At 40.8% G+C, this 15,121-nt stretch carries 12 protein-coding genes; 7 read left to right on the forward strand and 5 right to left on the reverse strand.

Going from position 1 to position 15,121, the window contains the following annotated elements; translation table 11 throughout:
• The 3 genes from JR005_RS04785 to JR005_RS04795 all read right to left on the reverse strand — a co-directional run.
• The coding region (locus JR005_RS04785; protein ID WP_218665646.1) for a type 1 glutamine amidotransferase domain-containing protein at positions 1-538 on the reverse strand (538 nt) is incomplete at its 3' end.
• Positions 539-887: 349 nt separating this feature from the next.
• Complete coding sequence (locus JR005_RS04790) at positions 888-1,991, reverse strand: zinc-binding metallopeptidase family protein (protein WP_218665647.1); 1,104 nt, start codon at positions 1,989-1,991, stop codon at positions 888-890.
• A gap of 60 nt (positions 1,992-2,051) precedes the next feature.
• Positions 2,052-2,822 (reverse strand): TIGR04219 family outer membrane beta-barrel protein, encoded by a 771-nt coding sequence (locus JR005_RS04795; RefSeq protein ID WP_119686896.1) that lies wholly within the window; start codon positions 2,820-2,822, stop codon positions 2,052-2,054.
• A 149-nt stretch (positions 2,823-2,971) separates the two neighbouring features.
• Between JR005_RS04795 and JR005_RS04800 the strand changes: the two genes are divergently transcribed.
• The 4 genes from JR005_RS04800 (at position 2,972) to zupT (ending at position 7,587) form a co-directional block, all read left to right on the forward strand.
• Positions 2,972-4,420 (forward strand): aldehyde dehydrogenase family protein, encoded by a 1,449-nt coding sequence (locus JR005_RS04800; RefSeq protein ID WP_151722071.1) that lies wholly within the window; start codon positions 2,972-2,974, stop codon positions 4,418-4,420.
• Positions 4,421-5,062: 642 nt separating this feature from the next.
• Positions 5,063-6,541 (forward strand): sodium-dependent transporter, encoded by a 1,479-nt coding sequence (locus tag JR005_RS04805; RefSeq protein WP_218665648.1) that lies wholly within the window; start codon positions 5,063-5,065, stop codon positions 6,539-6,541.
• 9 nt (positions 6,542-6,550) lie between these two features.
• Entirely contained in the window at positions 6,551-6,694 is a 144-nt protein-coding gene (locus JR005_RS04810) for a methionine/alanine import family NSS transporter small subunit (protein WP_004986166.1), read from the forward strand.
• A gap of 86 nt (positions 6,695-6,780) precedes the next feature.
• Complete coding sequence (gene zupT / locus JR005_RS04815) at positions 6,781-7,587, forward strand: zinc transporter ZupT (RefSeq protein WP_151832075.1); 807 nt, start codon at positions 6,781-6,783, stop codon at positions 7,585-7,587.
• A gap of 32 nt (positions 7,588-7,619) precedes the next feature.
• Here the strand turns inward: zupT and rsmB are convergent, their stop codons facing one another.
• Positions 7,620-8,924, reverse strand: coding sequence for a 16S rRNA (cytosine(967)-C(5))-methyltransferase RsmB (gene rsmB, locus JR005_RS04820; protein WP_218665649.1), 1,305 nt, complete (start codon positions 8,922-8,924; stop codon positions 7,620-7,622).
• Complete coding sequence (gene fmt, locus JR005_RS04825) at positions 8,921-9,880, reverse strand: methionyl-tRNA formyltransferase (protein WP_218665650.1); 960 nt, start codon at positions 9,878-9,880, stop codon at positions 8,921-8,923. Before fmt ends, rsmB begins: the two co-directional genes overlap by 4 nt.
• Before the next feature lie 402 nt (positions 9,881-10,282).
• On the opposite strand from fmt, the gene ilvD reads away from it, so the two are divergent.
• The 3 genes from ilvD (at position 10,283) to JR005_RS04840 (ending at position 15,115) form a co-directional block, all read left to right on the forward strand.
• Positions 10,283-12,112 (forward strand): dihydroxy-acid dehydratase, encoded by a 1,830-nt coding sequence (ilvD, locus tag JR005_RS04830; RefSeq protein WP_218665651.1) that lies wholly within the window; start codon positions 10,283-10,285, stop codon positions 12,110-12,112.
• 145 nt (positions 12,113-12,257) lie between these two features.
• The gene (locus JR005_RS04835; RefSeq protein WP_218665652.1) at positions 12,258-13,547 is read left to right on the forward strand and encodes a hypothetical protein; all 1,290 of its coding nucleotides are present in this window, start codon (positions 12,258-12,260) and stop codon (positions 13,545-13,547) included.
• Positions 13,548-13,795: 248 nt separating this feature from the next.
• A complete protein-coding gene (locus JR005_RS04840) occupies positions 13,796-15,115 on the forward strand; it encodes an NAD(P)/FAD-dependent oxidoreductase (protein ID WP_218665653.1) in 1,320 nt (439 codons plus the stop codon).
• Positions 15,116-15,121 lie beyond the last annotated feature (6 nt).

Consider the following 15,121-nt stretch of genomic DNA (forward strand, 5'->3'; position numbering starts at 1 on the left):
TTGTTAATTCCTGAACGATAGCTTGGTTAAAGTATGGAATATCATCGGGATTACGTGAGCTAATCAATACCCAGCCTCCGGTGTTACATCGATGTACAGTTTCATCCACCCAGTTCGCACCTGCATTTTCAAGGTCTAAGCGGATGCTTTTATAAGACGTTAAGTTTTTATCTTTAATGCGTTCTGCATTAATCAGTACCCAAGGCGCATGACAAATGGCTGCAATGGGTTTTGCGTGATCTGTAAAGTATTGAATAATTTGTTTTGCATTTTCATCGATACGTAATTGATCAGCGTTGACCGTACCGCCTGGTATTACCAAAATATCGTAATCAGCGGGATCTATTTTATCTAAACTTGTTAGTGGGGTATAAGTTGGACCCAGTGTTTTATCATGTTTTACCGTTTGTACTTCACTTTGTTCAATCGCCGCATGAATAGCTTCTATTCCTTTTGATTGTAAAAACTCGAAAGGCTTTATGAGTTCATCATGTTCAATACCCGTATTAGAAGTAATAAATAATGCTTTGCCTGCCATGAGATTAGATCCTATTTATTGGAATATAGAATTTAGCCTAGCCAATTCTGAGCGATTCTCCTGTTGTAGTTTGATACTTGATCTGTTGAGATCAGATAACTATGTAGGATTTATTTACATGAAAATTGATTCATAAAAATAGTATTGATTAAAAATGCAAAGTAAGCCGCAGATAAAAACTGATATTCGATCAGTTTTTCAAAGTCTTATTATCAAGTGATTCAGATGTTTAGATTCTATAATTTTTATTGTTCTTGGCAAACAAACATGCTGGTTTCATAGAGATAAAATCTACACTAAATTGATAGAGGTTGGATTAATAAAATCGATGTGTTTTATAAGCAGTGACCTACATCGATTCTTCATGATTCGTTTGGCGAATTTCGGGTTTTAACGCAGTTTTCATGAGTGTACGATGGATAAATCTCAATTTATCCAATACAGCATTGGATAGCGTAAATGGATAAGCATCCTGTAAGCCCATACTTCTATTTAAACCATTCAGGACATAACTCAAGGCAAACCAGTTGGTCAGGGTATGTTCAAAATCTAGTGATCCGATTGGCGATTCTTTAAAATGCATGTCTGGATCAATCTGGTGATTCGCTTCTATGGTCATACCTGTGTGGTACGCAGTGTCTAGGGTATCCATTATGTGTAAATAATGTGCCCATGTTTCAGCCCAGTCCTCCCAAGGATGCGCACCTGCATAACGGCTGATGTATGAATCCTGCCAATGTTCATCTGAACCCTTTTGATAATACTCTTCTAATGATTGTGCATAATCGGCACGTTCATCACCAAAATAGAGTCGAAATTCATCTAACCACTCGGGATAAAGATGAGTCATGATATCAAAGTAGTAATGTCCACTTTCATGACGAAAATGACCGAGTACCGTTCGATAATTTTCCTGCATATCCAGACGGGTTTTTTCACGATGAACGACATCGGCTTCACTGGCATTGAGGGTAATGGTTCCCAATTGATGTCCTGTCATCACAGGTTGATCGGGGCTTGGCATGAGGAAGTTAAAGCGTAGGCCATAGCGATCTTCATCATTATTTTTGGGACGTGGAAAAATATTCAACTGTTGAGTTAAATATAAGAAACGACGTTTAGCCTGCTCAAGCCTGCGCCAATATAGTGTGTTTTGCGGTATGGATAAATCTGGAATGGTATGAGTTAGGCGACAGGACTCACAATAAATTTGATCGCTTTCTACTGGAATCATCCAGTTACACACTTGATGATGCTGATAGTTATAACAAGGTTTATATACGCTGTATGTGTCTTTAGGATTCAGGCTTTTCCAAATACCTTCGTCGATCTGCTCGAATGTCCCCATGGTTTTGTTTTCGACTTCGTAACCCAAGAGCGCATGGCAGTTTTCACAATGCGTATTGTTAAAAAAAACCTGATGGTGACAGTTGTGACAGTAGAAAACTTTCATAGGAACTAGAGTGTTAGAAAATGCTCTTATAGTTTAAGAGCATTTTAAATAAAAAAAAGATTAAAAATGTGCTTCCAGACCAACATATGGGCCTTTAAATTCCATTTTTAAACTATCGTTGTCATCATCAAGGTCAATATTTAAAATGCGGTAGCCCACTTTTGCACCGACATCAACCAATAAATTCTGGATCATATTGTATTGAAGTTCTGCCTGAAAATCGGTAATTTTGACCTCATCATAATCGCTATACAGCATTTCGGCTTTGGCTTGAAAACCTGTAAACGGAAGTTTGCCACCGACTTGAGCATACACTAGCGGATTATAACCATCGACTTTACTGGTTTTATATAGAATATCATTCGTCGATTTGAACTGATATTGTTTGACTTGACCATCTAACTTAAGCAAACCCAAACCCACATCAGCACTGATGACATTATCTAAAATTTCGTAATATAAGATTAGATCCGTTTGATCTAAGTCAACATTGGCTTGATCTAAAAAAAGTGTATTTGCCTGCGCATCCAGATCCAATTTTGTATATTTGAGTTTTACGTTGGGAATCATGGGTACAGGATGCTCAATCGCCAAAGAAGCCTGAAAAGCACCGTTACGATCAATGTTATATTTAGTGGTGTTGTTGAGGTAAGGATCTAAAATAAGTTGATCACTGTTAGCATCATAATATAAAGAACCCGAGGTATGTTCAGTTACATCACCATCTACTGACCAATAATTAATATCCCCTGTGACCCCAATAAAATCGGCCTGTGCCAGACCACTCAATGTTAAACCCATGACACATATTGCACTTTGAAGCATTTTCATTGTGAAAAACTATCCTTGAAATATCTAAAACTATATTTTGTATTGGTATTTGTTACCGAATCACAGCCGATTATTTGGCAGATTCAGCGCATGATATAAGAATAAATCTTGAAATACAGTGACTAAATTTAAATAAGGGAGAATTAATTATGCCGACGCAAATGTCTACACCAGCTGAATACCCACTCTATGTGGCAGGTAAGCCCGTAAAAACAGGCCAATGGCTTGAGGTTCAACATAAGTTTCATCATGAGCTGTATGCGCGGGTTGCACTGGCAGATGACAAAATCATCGAAAAGGCGACCGTAGCCGCAGTAAAGGCAGAAGCAGAGATGGCCGCTCTGAAGCCTTATCAAAAACAAAAAATTTTGTTGCACTGCGTAAAACGCTTCACTGAAGAAAAACAAGTATTAACTGAAATCTTGATTGCAGAAGGGGGAAAGCCCCGCAATGCAGCAGCGGCGGAAGTGGAACGCTTAATTAATACCTTTCAGTTGGCTGCGGATGCAACTACTCAAATGGAAACTGGTCGAGTGATTCCCTTAGCTGTGACCCCAGTTGCAGCAGCGTATCAGGGGATGGTACGACACGTTCCCATTGGTGCGATTTCGCTTATTAGCCCATTTAATTTTCCACTGAACTTAACCGCACATAAAATTGCACCTGCGATTGCAGCAGGATGTCCGTTTGTTTTAAAACCTGCAAGCTTGACCCCAATCAGCGCTATCAAAATTGCCGAGATTTTGGCTGAAACAGATTTACCCAAAGGTGCTTGGTCAATTTTACCGTGTGAGCGGAGTGCTGCTGATATTTTGGTGACGGATGATCGTTTTAAAATGCTCAGTTTCACTGGATCGGATCAGGTCGGTTGGGATATGAAAGCCCGCGCAGGGCGTAAAAAGGTCACGCTAGAGTTGGGTGGCAACGCAGCCGTGATGATTGAACCAGATACAGAGATCACAGAGGCATTGATAGACAGGCTGATTGCTGGAGCATATGGTCAATCTGGACAAGTATGTATTAGTGTACAACGCATATTGGTACATGCTGATCTCTATACGGAGTTAAAGAAAAAATTAGTGGCTAAAGTCAAAAAACTCACAGCAGGTGATCCTGATCTTGTCACTACTTTGGTCGGTCCAATGATTAAAGAAAAAGAAGCGGTTCGATTAAAAAAATGGCTCGATAAAGCTGAGAAAAAAGGCGCAAAAATTCTTGCAGGTGGCCTATTAGAAGGCGTGATGTTTGAAGCCACATTACTTGAAAATGTCGATGAGAAACTTGAAATTTATAGAGATGAAGCCTTTGGTCCTGTCGCGATCTTGGAGAAATATAAGAATTTTGAACAAGGGATTGCCAAAATTAATGGCAGCCGTTTTGGTTTGCAAGCAGGTGTGTACACCCAAAACCTGAATAACATGATGTATGCATGGCAACATTTACAGGTCGGAGGTGTGATTATCAATGATATTCCGACGTTCCGCGTTGATAATATGCCTTATGGTGGTGTTAAAGATTCTGGTTTGGGACGAGAAGGCATCCATTCAGCTATTCGCGATATGCAAGAAGAGCGCTTATTGGTGATTAAGCAGCCCTAATCGAGCTGTTATTCGAAATGCGAGTGTTTGTTATCACACAGGCACTCGTTACAACATAAAGTCCGGTTAGAAAAACGGTACACACGTTGACTGAAAACTTGAATTTAAAACTTGGTGCTGGATTTTTTCTTATGAAAAGTGGCTTAAGTACATAAAAGTTTCTGACCAAGCTGCTATAAATGATGTTCACTTGACTCAATAATATAAATAGGGGGGATGTTGGTATAAGTTCCACGTGGAACTTATTGGCAGATCAATTGCGATGAAAACACAAAGCTTAATTTATCTTTTCTTGCTTTTTTACAATGCACTGTTTAATTAGATTAAATCTTCAAAAAGATCATTCAACCACCTAATTTTTAGAAAAAATAAACAAATAAGGGTTAAAACAGCCTAATAATGCTTTTTTTACAGCAAAAAAAGAGAAAATCAGGAAAAAAGAAGGTATTGTTCAACCATTAGAAAGACAAAAAATATATGACTATCTTTAAGGAAGACGGAATAATTTTTTGTCTGAATGGACGTTAGCAGGGCTCACAAGGCGAGATAAAGTCCAGAGCAAAACAAATTTTATGAAATGGTATTGATCTTGCAATGTTCAATAACTAATCCAAGCAAGATCAAGACGAAGGATGATCATTTATGACTGATACTCGTGAAAACTGGTCTTCACGATCAGGTTTTATTATAGCTGCCGTTGGCTCCGCAGTAGGTTTGGGAAATATTTGGCGTTTCCCTTATGTGGCCTATGAGAATGGTGGCGGAGCATTTTTAATTCCGTATTTATTGGCACTTATTACCGCAGGATTGCCTCTTTTATTTTTAGATTATGCAGTCGGACATAAAGCCAGAAATTCACCGCCTAAAGCCTATCGTAAACTATTTAGCGGTGGTGAAACATTGGGTTGGTGGCAGGTCTGTGTATGTATCATTATCGGATTGTATTATGCCAGTGTACTGACTTGGGCTGGCAGTTATGTTTATTTTTCCATCGGGCAAATGTGGGGCAGTGATCCAGAGGGGTTCTTCTTTAAAACATATTTACAAACGACCGATGCAAAAACTTTTGATTTTCGATTTGTTGGACATCTTTTTTGGCCAATTGTCGGGATCTGGGCGGCGACCTTAATCATTCTTTATGGTGGAGTGAAAAAAGGTGTAGAACTCTCCAATAAGATTTTTATGCCTTTACTGTTTGTGTTATTCACAATTTTGGTGGTTCAGGCTTTGCGTTTGCCGGGCGCAGTACAAGGACTGAATGCATTTTTCACCCCCAATTGGGCAGCGATGATGGACTATAAAGTCTGGCTAGCTGCATATGGTCATACTTTTTTCTCTTTGTCGGTTGGCTTTGGGATCATGGTGACCTACGCGTCTTATTTAAAACCTAAAACTAACCTTACAGGTTCGGGTTTAATTGTTGGTTTTGCCAATGCTTCGACTGAAATTTTGGCAGGGATCGGCATTTTTGCTGCATTAGGATTTATGGCACATGCTGCGGGTACAGAAGTTAAGGACGTGGTCAGTGGCGGTATTGGACTGGCATTTATTGCCTTTCCAAAAATTATTTCAAGTTTAGGTGCTGGGGCGGATTTATTCGGTCTTTTATTCTTCTCTTCACTTTTTGTGGCGGGAATTTCTTCCATGGTCAGTATTTTGGAAGTTCCTATTGCAGCCATGCAAGATAAACTCAAATGGGGGCGTAAAAAAGCGGTCACGATTATTGGTGGTGGCAGCGCACTGGTTTCGATCTTTTTATTCTCAAGTGTAAATGCCATTAAACTGGTGGATATTGTAGATCACTTTATCAATAACATCGGCATTATCGGTGGTGCATTGATTTCGATTGTTGCAGTTGCATGGTTTAAACGCTCTGCTTTAGTGCAGTTAAGAGATCATGTCAATGCAATTTCGACCATTCAATTAGGTAAAGGTTGGGATTTTACCCTCACCGTGATTACTTCTTTGATTCTATTAACAACCCTCAGCATGACGGTTTTTAATTTGATCAAAAATGGCTATGATACTTATAGTATGAGTTTACAGGGTGTATTTGGCTGGGGCAGCGTTATTTTCTGTGCTGTTGTGGCTATTATATTAAGCAAAATGAAAGATCGCTAGGAGGCATATATGAATACTTCTGCAATCATAATGATGATCATTTCTATGGTGTTTGTATGGGGCGGTCTGGTTCTTTCGATTATGCATTTAAGCAAACATCCTGAAGAACTAGACGAAGTACTAGATGAAGTTAAAGATCAGCATACGCTTTGATTTTTAAGTATTAGAATAGATTGATTTATTGAAAATGAAAGTCATTATCATTTATGATGATGACTTTCTTTTTAGGAGCAATCACCATGTCGTCATTGTTTGGCCCAGATGTCTGGATTGCTTTTGCAGTCACTTTTTTAGCGGGTTTAGCAACATTGCTCGGTGGTGCGATTGTCCTGTTTTTTAAGCAACCAAGCTTTCGTCTTTTATCTTTTGGTCTGGCATTTTCTGGTGGGGCGATGGTCTATGTCTCACTGACCGAGATTCTCAATAAATCATGGCATTCTTTTTCTGAAATTTTTCAAGATAAAGTCGCATATGCTTATGCCACTTTTGCATTTTTAGCCGGTGTGATTTTAGTCTTATTACTGGATCGATTTGTACCGAATCCACACACCATGGTTGAAAAGAGCGCAAATCTACAACTGGATCAGGCACAGATTCGTCGTACGGCTTTACTCACTTTATTGGCGATTACAGCACATAATTTTCCCGAAGGTTTGGCGACCTTTTTTGCCACGCTAGACAGCCCCACGTTAGGTGCGCCTCTGGCGGTTGCTATTGCGATTCATAATATTCCTGAGGGCATTGCGATTGCCGTACCCGTTTATATTGCCACACAAAAGAAATCGATTGCGATAGTGGCGAGTTTATTGTCTGGTTTGGCAGAGCCTTTTGGAGCGGCGTTAGGGTATTTTGTATTGGCGCCTTTTTTGGGGCCGATGGTTTATGGCATTGTATTTGGTCTGATCGCAGGAGTGATGGTGTATTTGTCTCTGGATGAATTATTGCCTACAGCTAAACGTTATTCCAAAGGACATGAAACGGTGTACGGTTTAGTTTCTGGTATGGCCGCTTTGGCGCTCAGTCTGGTGCTATTTAAGTTTGTTTAATGGCATCATGGGTGGTGATAAAAAAAGTCGCATTAAGCGACTTTTTTGATTTTACAATAATAAAAGCCATCGCCCTGACCAGTGGCTGGAAGTAACTGACGACCATGAATTTGTTCAATTCCCCAAGTTGCCTCGATTTTTATTTCTTCAGCATTGGCATGTTCAGCAAAAAACGTAATCATTTGCTGTTCATTTTCAGCTTTTAAAATAGAACAGGTGATATACAGCAAAGTACCGCCTACTTTAAGTTGTTGCCATAAATTCTGCAAAATCTGTTTTTGTAGTTCGATAGTTTGGGCTATATCACTAGATTGACGCAATAAACGGATGTCTGGATGACGACGGATCACGCCTGTAGCAGAACAAGGTGCATCCAGAACAATACAATCCAATGCTTGATTGGCTTGCCAAGTAGTTGCATCCGCAGTGATGATCTCAACATGGCTTTGATCCAGTTGTAAGCGCTGTAAATTTTCAGTGACCCGAAGTAAGCGCTTCGAATCCTGATCTAAGGCAATCAAAGACTGTGGTTTAAATTTTTCTAGTATATGTGCCGTTTTACCACCTGGCGCGGCGCAAGCATCCAAAACGACTTGATCGTTTAAATCGGGTAACAGGGTGGCACAAAGCTGTGCATGTTCATCCTGTACCGAAAACCAGCCCTGTTCAAAACCTGGCAATGCTATAATTTGAACGGATTGCTCTAAGACAATACCCACCTCTGACCAGTTGCAAGCACGTGCCTGAATTTGTTCAGCCTGAAGTTTAGCCAGATAAGCATCGCGCCCAATATGGCGCTGGTTAATTCTTAATGTGAGCGGTGCTGTTTGTTTGAGTTGCTGACATAAATCATCGACTTGTAGCGGCCAGTCTTTTTTCAAACGTTTATACAGCCAGCTTGGAAGCCCATGCGCTTGTTGTAAATGTTGTTGAAACTCTTCGATTTCCCGCGTAGCGCGACGTAAAATGGCATTCACAATGCCGCTTAAAGCATGAAAACCAAGTTGTTTACTGGCAGTGACTGTTTCTGAAATGGCAGCATGGGCAGGGATGCGCGTACACAATACCTGATATAGCCCAACGTACAAACAGGTTTCCACTGTTTCATTATTCAGAGGTTTGGTCAATAAAGGTAAGGTGATTGCTTTGAGTGCATACCATTGGCGTAGGGTTCCCAATACCAGTTCATGAAACAAAGCACGATCACGTTCTGGAATTTCACTCAGTTGCTGATGTAATAAGCTCGCTAAAGATTGACCTTGTTGCACCTGTAAAAGAGTTATCACGACTTGTGCACGTAAATTAAGTTCGGTACTTGGACGCGGAAATTGTTTCATGCCAATACTTGCCCAATATTAAGTTTTTGTGTTTGTAGAATTTGTACAGGATTTAAAGCTTTACCACCTGGCCATTGTAATGAACTCAAGCAGACTGTACCTGTAGCACAGGCGACATGTACGCCATTTTTATCTATGGCAATAATCTCACCGATTTGAGCATTTTCATTGCTGAAAGAAGAAATACTGGAATTCCAGACACGTAAGTTATTGCTCTCATCAAGCACAATAAAAGCGACAGGCCACGGATTAAAGGCTCGAATATTGCGGTCTATCTGAATCGCATCAAGCGACCAGTCAATCTGTGCTTCAGGTTTTGTGAGTTTGTGCGCATAGACTGTTTGACTCTCATCCTGAACCTGACGCGTATGCAAATAACTTTGTAGGCTCTGTTCTGACTCTAGCACTTTGCAAATGGCTTCTGCACCTTGAGTGGCCAATTTTTCATATAAACTGGCAGATGTATCTGTGGCTTGAATATCATAAAAGGTTTTGTAGAGCATATCGCCTGTATCTAGACCTGCTGCCATTTGCATAATCGTGACACCTGTTTGAGTATCACCTTCGGCAATGGCACGTTGAATAGGTGCTGCACCTCTCCAACGGGGTAATAATGAACCATGAATATTCAGGCAACCATACTTTGGTGTATCCAAAACTGCTTGCGGCAAAATCAGACCATAAGCTGCAACGACCATGACATCTGCACCCAGCTCAGCCAGTTGTTGCTGAGCCATAAGCCCTTCTTCTGTCGATGCTTTAAAATGTAAAGGTTGATAAACAGCTAAATGGTGTTCAAGCGCGAGTTGCTTGACTGGAGAAGGTGTGAGTTTTTGACCACGACCTGCTTTGCGATCTGGCTGAGTATAAACAGCAACAATCTCATGTTCTGTTTGAACTAAGGCAGCCAAAGCCGTAGCGGCAAATTCAGGTGTTCCTGCAAAAATAACTTTCACACATTCACTTCCATAAAAACTTGAGGCTATTATAAGGCAAAACCGCGTTTAAGCCTAAAATCCAGTGATTATTTACGTAATTACAATGGCTTAAATGGTGTATTGGGTGTGTTTGAGCATCATTATTTTTATTAATAACAAAAGGTAATGCAAAATTAAAAAATTATTCATGAAAGTTTTGTATTCAATTTTAAACAGATCGGTTTATATTGAATCTTCTATTACCCCAATTTTATGGTTTTGTGATGAGCAGCGTGCATCGAATGTACCTTAAAATGAAAGTCATTTTTGCTCATCGCTTAAACACTAAGCTGTAGTATGATGTAAGAATCTGCTGAAATAGCCTAATTTAGCCAGAGACCCATTTAGATTTGTCTCAAGCACAACTTGTTGGAAACGCAAATGCCTGATTATCGTTCAAAAACATCTACGCACGGAAGAAATATGGCTGGTGCGCGTGGCTTATGGCGCGCAACAGGAATGAAAGATGAAGACTTTGGTAAACCGATTATTGCGGTGGTCAACTCGTTCACTCAATTTGTTCCGGGACACGTACATCTTAAAGATCTAGGTCAACTGGTGGCTGAACAGATTCAGGCAGCAGGTGGTGTGGCTAAAGAATTTAACACCATCGCGGTCGATGACGGTATTGCGATGGGACATGATGGCATGCTGTATTCATTGCCTTCGCGTGATTTGATTGCAGATTCTGTCGAATATATGGTCAATGCACACTGCGCCGATGCCATGGTGTGTATTTCAAACTGTGACAAAATCACCCCAGGCATGTTAATGGCTTCCATGCGCCTGAACATTCCAGTGGTTTTTGTGTCTGGTGGCCCGATGGAAGCAGGAAAAGTCAAGATTCGTGGCAATGAAAAAGCGATTGATCTGGTCGATGCAATGGTCGTTGCTGCGGATGACAGCTATACAGACGAAGAAGTACAGGCTTTTGAACGTTCGGCTTGCCCAACTTGTGGTTCATGTTCAGGTATGTTTACTGCGAACTCAATGAACTGTTTAACCGAAGCACTAGGTCTGTCTTTGCCGGGTAATGGTTCGATTGTCGCGACCCATGCAAACCGTAAAAAACTATTTGAACGTGCGGGACAATTGATCGTTGAATTAGCAAAACGTCATTATGAACAAGATGATTACAGCATTTTGCCACGTTCAATTGCCACCAAAAAAGCCTTTGAAAACGCGATGACACTAGATATCGCTATGGGTGGTTCGACCAATACTGTATTGCATTTGTTGGCAGCGGCACACGAAGCCGAAGTCGATTTTACCATGGATGATATCGATAACCTGTCGCGTAAAGTGCCTGTGTTATCAAAAGTTGCGCCAGCGAAACAAGATGTGCATATGGAAGATGTACATCGTGCGGGCGGAATTATGGCAATTTTAGGTGAGCTGGATCGTGCAGGTTTACTAGACACCTCTGTGAATAGTGTGCATGAAAAAACCTTAAAAGATGCACTGGATAAATGGGACATCATTCGTACCGAAGCACCTGAAGTGTATGAGTTCTATCGTTCTTCCCCGGGCGGTGTACCGACTCAAGTGGCATTTTCACAAAATCGTTATTATTCAACACTGGATGGCGACCGTGAAAAAGGTGTGATCCGTAATGCTGAACATGCTTTTTCTCAAGACGGTGGCTTGGCTGTACTTTACGGTAATATCGCTTTTGATGGCTGTATTGTTAAAACCGCAGGTGTAGATGAATCCATTCTCAAATTTACGGGTACAGCCCGTGTTTTTGAAAGTCAGGATTCAGCCGTAGAAGCAATTTTAGGTGGTGATATTAAAGCAGGTGACGTAGTGGTTATTCGCTACGAAGGCCCACGTGGTGGCCCAGGTATGCAAGAAATGCTATATCCAACCAGTTATCTTAAATCTAAAGGTTTGGGTAAAGACTGTGCTTTGATTACCGATGGTCGTTTCTCGGGAGGGTCGTCTGGTCTTTCCATTGGCCACGTATCTCCAGAAGCAGCAGAAGGCGGTGCAATTGGTTTGGTGCATGATGGTGATACCATTGAAATTGATATTCCAAACCGTACCATTCACTTAAATGTGGATGATGCAACAATGGCACATCGCCGTACGGTGCAGGAAGAAAAAGGTTGGCATCCAGCTGAAGAGCGTAAACGTAAAGTCTCTAAAGCACTAAAAGCCTATGCGATGCATACTACCAGTGCAGCACGAGGTGCGGTACGCGAAATTTAAGCATACCCACTGCGTTTATAAAACACTCACTTTTGTGGGTGTTTTTTTATGGAAAACGGTCATTTCAATGTTAAAGTATAATGCATTATGCTTTTACATCCTGTTTAACCCATTGTCCGATAAAAATTTATTAGAGGCTTGATTCATGTCACTGTTACGCCGTTGGTTTGATCCTATTCGATCGAGCTGGTTTTACCAAAAACCCTCGCGTCAAGCAGTGTTATCAACCGAACAGGGCTTGAGTATTTATTTAAGACTGGATGATGTCTATAGCTATCTTGCGGTGCAACAACTGACCCAACTGGATGACATCTTAACTGATGAAATAAAACCGCTTAAAGTCATTATTTCACATCAGGGCGCAGAACCTCCCAACGGCATGACCGCATTAGAATGGCAAAATTATTGTTTTAACGATGCCAAGATTTTAGCCAAACAACATCGTTTTAGTTTTGATGAAACTCCCGAACCGCCTACCTCTGAAGCATTGAGTCAAGCTGAACTGATATTAAAAAATACGCCTTTACAGGGTAAAAATTTCCTGTATTTGCTTGAAGATGTGTTTCATATGCTGTGGCAACAGCAATATGGCAAGTTGCGAACCCTGTACACCATGGCCCGCCAACAACAAACTCCGCAGAATTTTCCAGAGCGGATATTTGAAGATGTTCCTGTGGCAGCCAGTTTCTTTGAGTTCGGTGGACGAAAATATCAAGCAGTCGATGATTTACTGCGTTTGACCCGCCGTTTGAAACAGCAAAAATTATTGACTGACAATCCTATTTTTTTGATCAATCACATTGAATGGCGTGAACATTTGCTCAGTGATGCTGAAGAGTTGGCTGATATTCAAGCCATGCATCCAGAACTGGATTTATTTATAGCGCTTGAAGATCCGATTAGCTGGCTACTATTGGCTTATATTCGAGAAGAGCTGGCTAACTATTATAATATTCAACTCACGGTTTATCCGCTCAGCTATCAGGGGCGGGATTTATTTGACTGGAGCCTCGCGACACGATTATCCAAGCGTACCGATGTGGCATTTACCCCATTTTGCCGTCCGACCCAATCAGCCACGCTAGAGATGGCGAAATTATATTACAGTACCCCTGAGGAGCAGCGTGTCGATGCCATGTATGACATTCTTCAGGCGGTCTGGACCAAAGGTAAGGATCTTTCGTATAAGCCGCATTTTCAGGCATTACAGCAGCAGTTAGGTATTGAGTCCTTGACTCAAGAAGATGTGGCGACTTTCTTGGTCGATAATGATGCTTTCTGTCACGAGAAACATCAACCTGATTTTCCTGTCCTTGAGTTACGTATAGAAGGACAACGTTATGTGTTTAATAGCCTGTATCGTGTCTGGATGATTGAAAGTATCTTTAACAATGTACTCGAAGAAAAATATAAAACGGAAAGTCTTGAACACTAATTGATGTAAGCATTTTGCGAGAAGAGAATTCTCTCAAAATTTACGCAATCATTTCAAAAGCTGCCTGTATCTTGATGATCATGGCAGCTTTTTTGTTTTTTCTTGGTAAATTGTTCAACAAAAATCGTACCTGACGTTGGAAAAAGGTATGTTTTTTATGCTAAATATTTGTGTACATAATGAATGATATTTTTCTTATGAATACAAATTGTAATAGTTGGTATTCATAAGAAAATTGGAGTTCTCTTATGATGACCACATCAAATCGTGATTTAAAATTGCATCGTATTGTTATTGTGGGCGGCGGCGCTGGAGGTCTGGAACTTGCCACACGTTTAGGTAACACACTGGGAAAACGTCGCAAAGCGGAGATTATTTTAGTAGATGCTGCTTTGACGCATATCTGGAAACCTTTATTACATGAGGTCGCAGCAGGAACATTAAACTCTTATGAAGATGAGTTGAACTATTTTGCCCATGCCAATCAACATCATTTTGAATTTTTTCTAGGTCGTTTAAAAGATATCGATCGTCAAACTCAAGAAATTGTATTGGATGTTCTACGCGATGAAGAGGGTAAAGATATTGCACCTGAACGGCGCATAGGTTATGACACATTGGTGATGGCGATTGGTTCCACCTCCAATGATTTTGGCACCTCAGGCGCTAAGGAACATTGTATCTTTTTGGATTCACGCCCGCAGGCTGATCGTTTTCAGCGCGAATTTTTAAGTATGTATCTGGAAGCACAAGCCAATCATTTGATGCATCATCATCAGAATGATTTGAATATTGCAATTATTGGCGCAGGGGCAACAGGAGTTGAATTGGCGGCTGAGTTACATCATGCAGCCAATGAATTTTCTAAATATGGTTTGAATAGTATTGATCCGAAAGATGTCAATATTAGTTTAATTGAAGCTGCGCCGCGCATTCTGCCTGCACTGAATGAACGTGTCTCTGAACGTGCCCAGAAAGAGCTTGAAGACATTGGCGTAAAAGTTCTGACAAATTGTCGGGTTACGCATATTGATGCCGATAAAGTTTGGTGTGAAGGAGACTTACAGGTTACTGCGACATTGAAAGTCTGGTCAGCAGGGATTAAAGCCCCAGATTTTCTGAAAGATATAGCTGGACTGGAAACCAATCGTATTAATCAGTTAGTGGTCCGTCCAAGCTTACAGACCACACGTGACGAAAATATTTTTGCGATGGGCGACTGCGCTTGCTACATCCCTGAGGGTCAAGAACGAGCTGTGCCACCACGTGCGCAAGTCGCCAATCAGGAAGCGATATTTCTGGCTAAAGCACTGGAAAATCGACTGAATCAAAAACCATTGGGGCAGTTTCAATTCAAGGACAAAGGCTCACTGATTTCCTTGAGTGAACATAGTAGTGTCGGCAGTATTTTTAATAACATCAATGTTGAAGGCTTTATGGCGCGGATGATGTATGTATCACTTTATCGTTTCCATCAAGTTGCATTACATGGCGTATTTAAAACCACTTTGATGATGATGACGGATTTGCTCTCTAAAACTGCATCACCGAAACTTAAAATGCACTAATGCTGA

The sequence above is a fragment of the Acinetobacter sp. Colony158 genome, assembly GCF_019264745.1.
In the GTDB taxonomy this organism is placed as follows: Bacteria; Pseudomonadota; Gammaproteobacteria; order Pseudomonadales; family Moraxellaceae; genus Acinetobacter; species Acinetobacter ursingii.

Coding starts and splice junctions, on each gene's coding strand:
- JR005_RS04790 (WP_218665647.1), bottom strand. CDS start 1,991: ATGAAAGTTTTCTACTGTCACAACTGTCACCATCAGGTTTTTTTTAAC.
- JR005_RS04795 (WP_119686896.1), bottom strand. CDS start 2,822: ATGAAAATGCTTCAAAGTGCAATATGTGTCATGGGTTTAACATTGAGT.
- JR005_RS04800 (WP_151722071.1), top strand. CDS start 2,972: ATGCCGACGCAAATGTCTACACCAGCTGAATACCCACTCTATGTGGCA.
- JR005_RS04805 (WP_218665648.1), top strand. CDS start 5,063: ATGACTGATACTCGTGAAAACTGGTCTTCACGATCAGGTTTTATTATA.
- JR005_RS04810 (WP_004986166.1), top strand. CDS start 6,551: ATGAATACTTCTGCAATCATAATGATGATCATTTCTATGGTGTTTGTA.
- zupT (WP_151832075.1), top strand. CDS start 6,781: ATGTCGTCATTGTTTGGCCCAGATGTCTGGATTGCTTTTGCAGTCACT.
- rsmB (WP_218665649.1), bottom strand. CDS start 8,924: ATGAAACAATTTCCGCGTCCAAGTACCGAACTTAATTTACGTGCACAA.
- ilvD (WP_218665651.1), top strand. CDS start 10,283: ATGCCTGATTATCGTTCAAAAACATCTACGCACGGAAGAAATATGGCT.
- JR005_RS04835 (WP_218665652.1), top strand. CDS start 12,258: ATGTCACTGTTACGCCGTTGGTTTGATCCTATTCGATCGAGCTGGTTT.
- JR005_RS04840 (WP_218665653.1), top strand. CDS start 13,796: ATGATGACCACATCAAATCGTGATTTAAAATTGCATCGTATTGTTATT.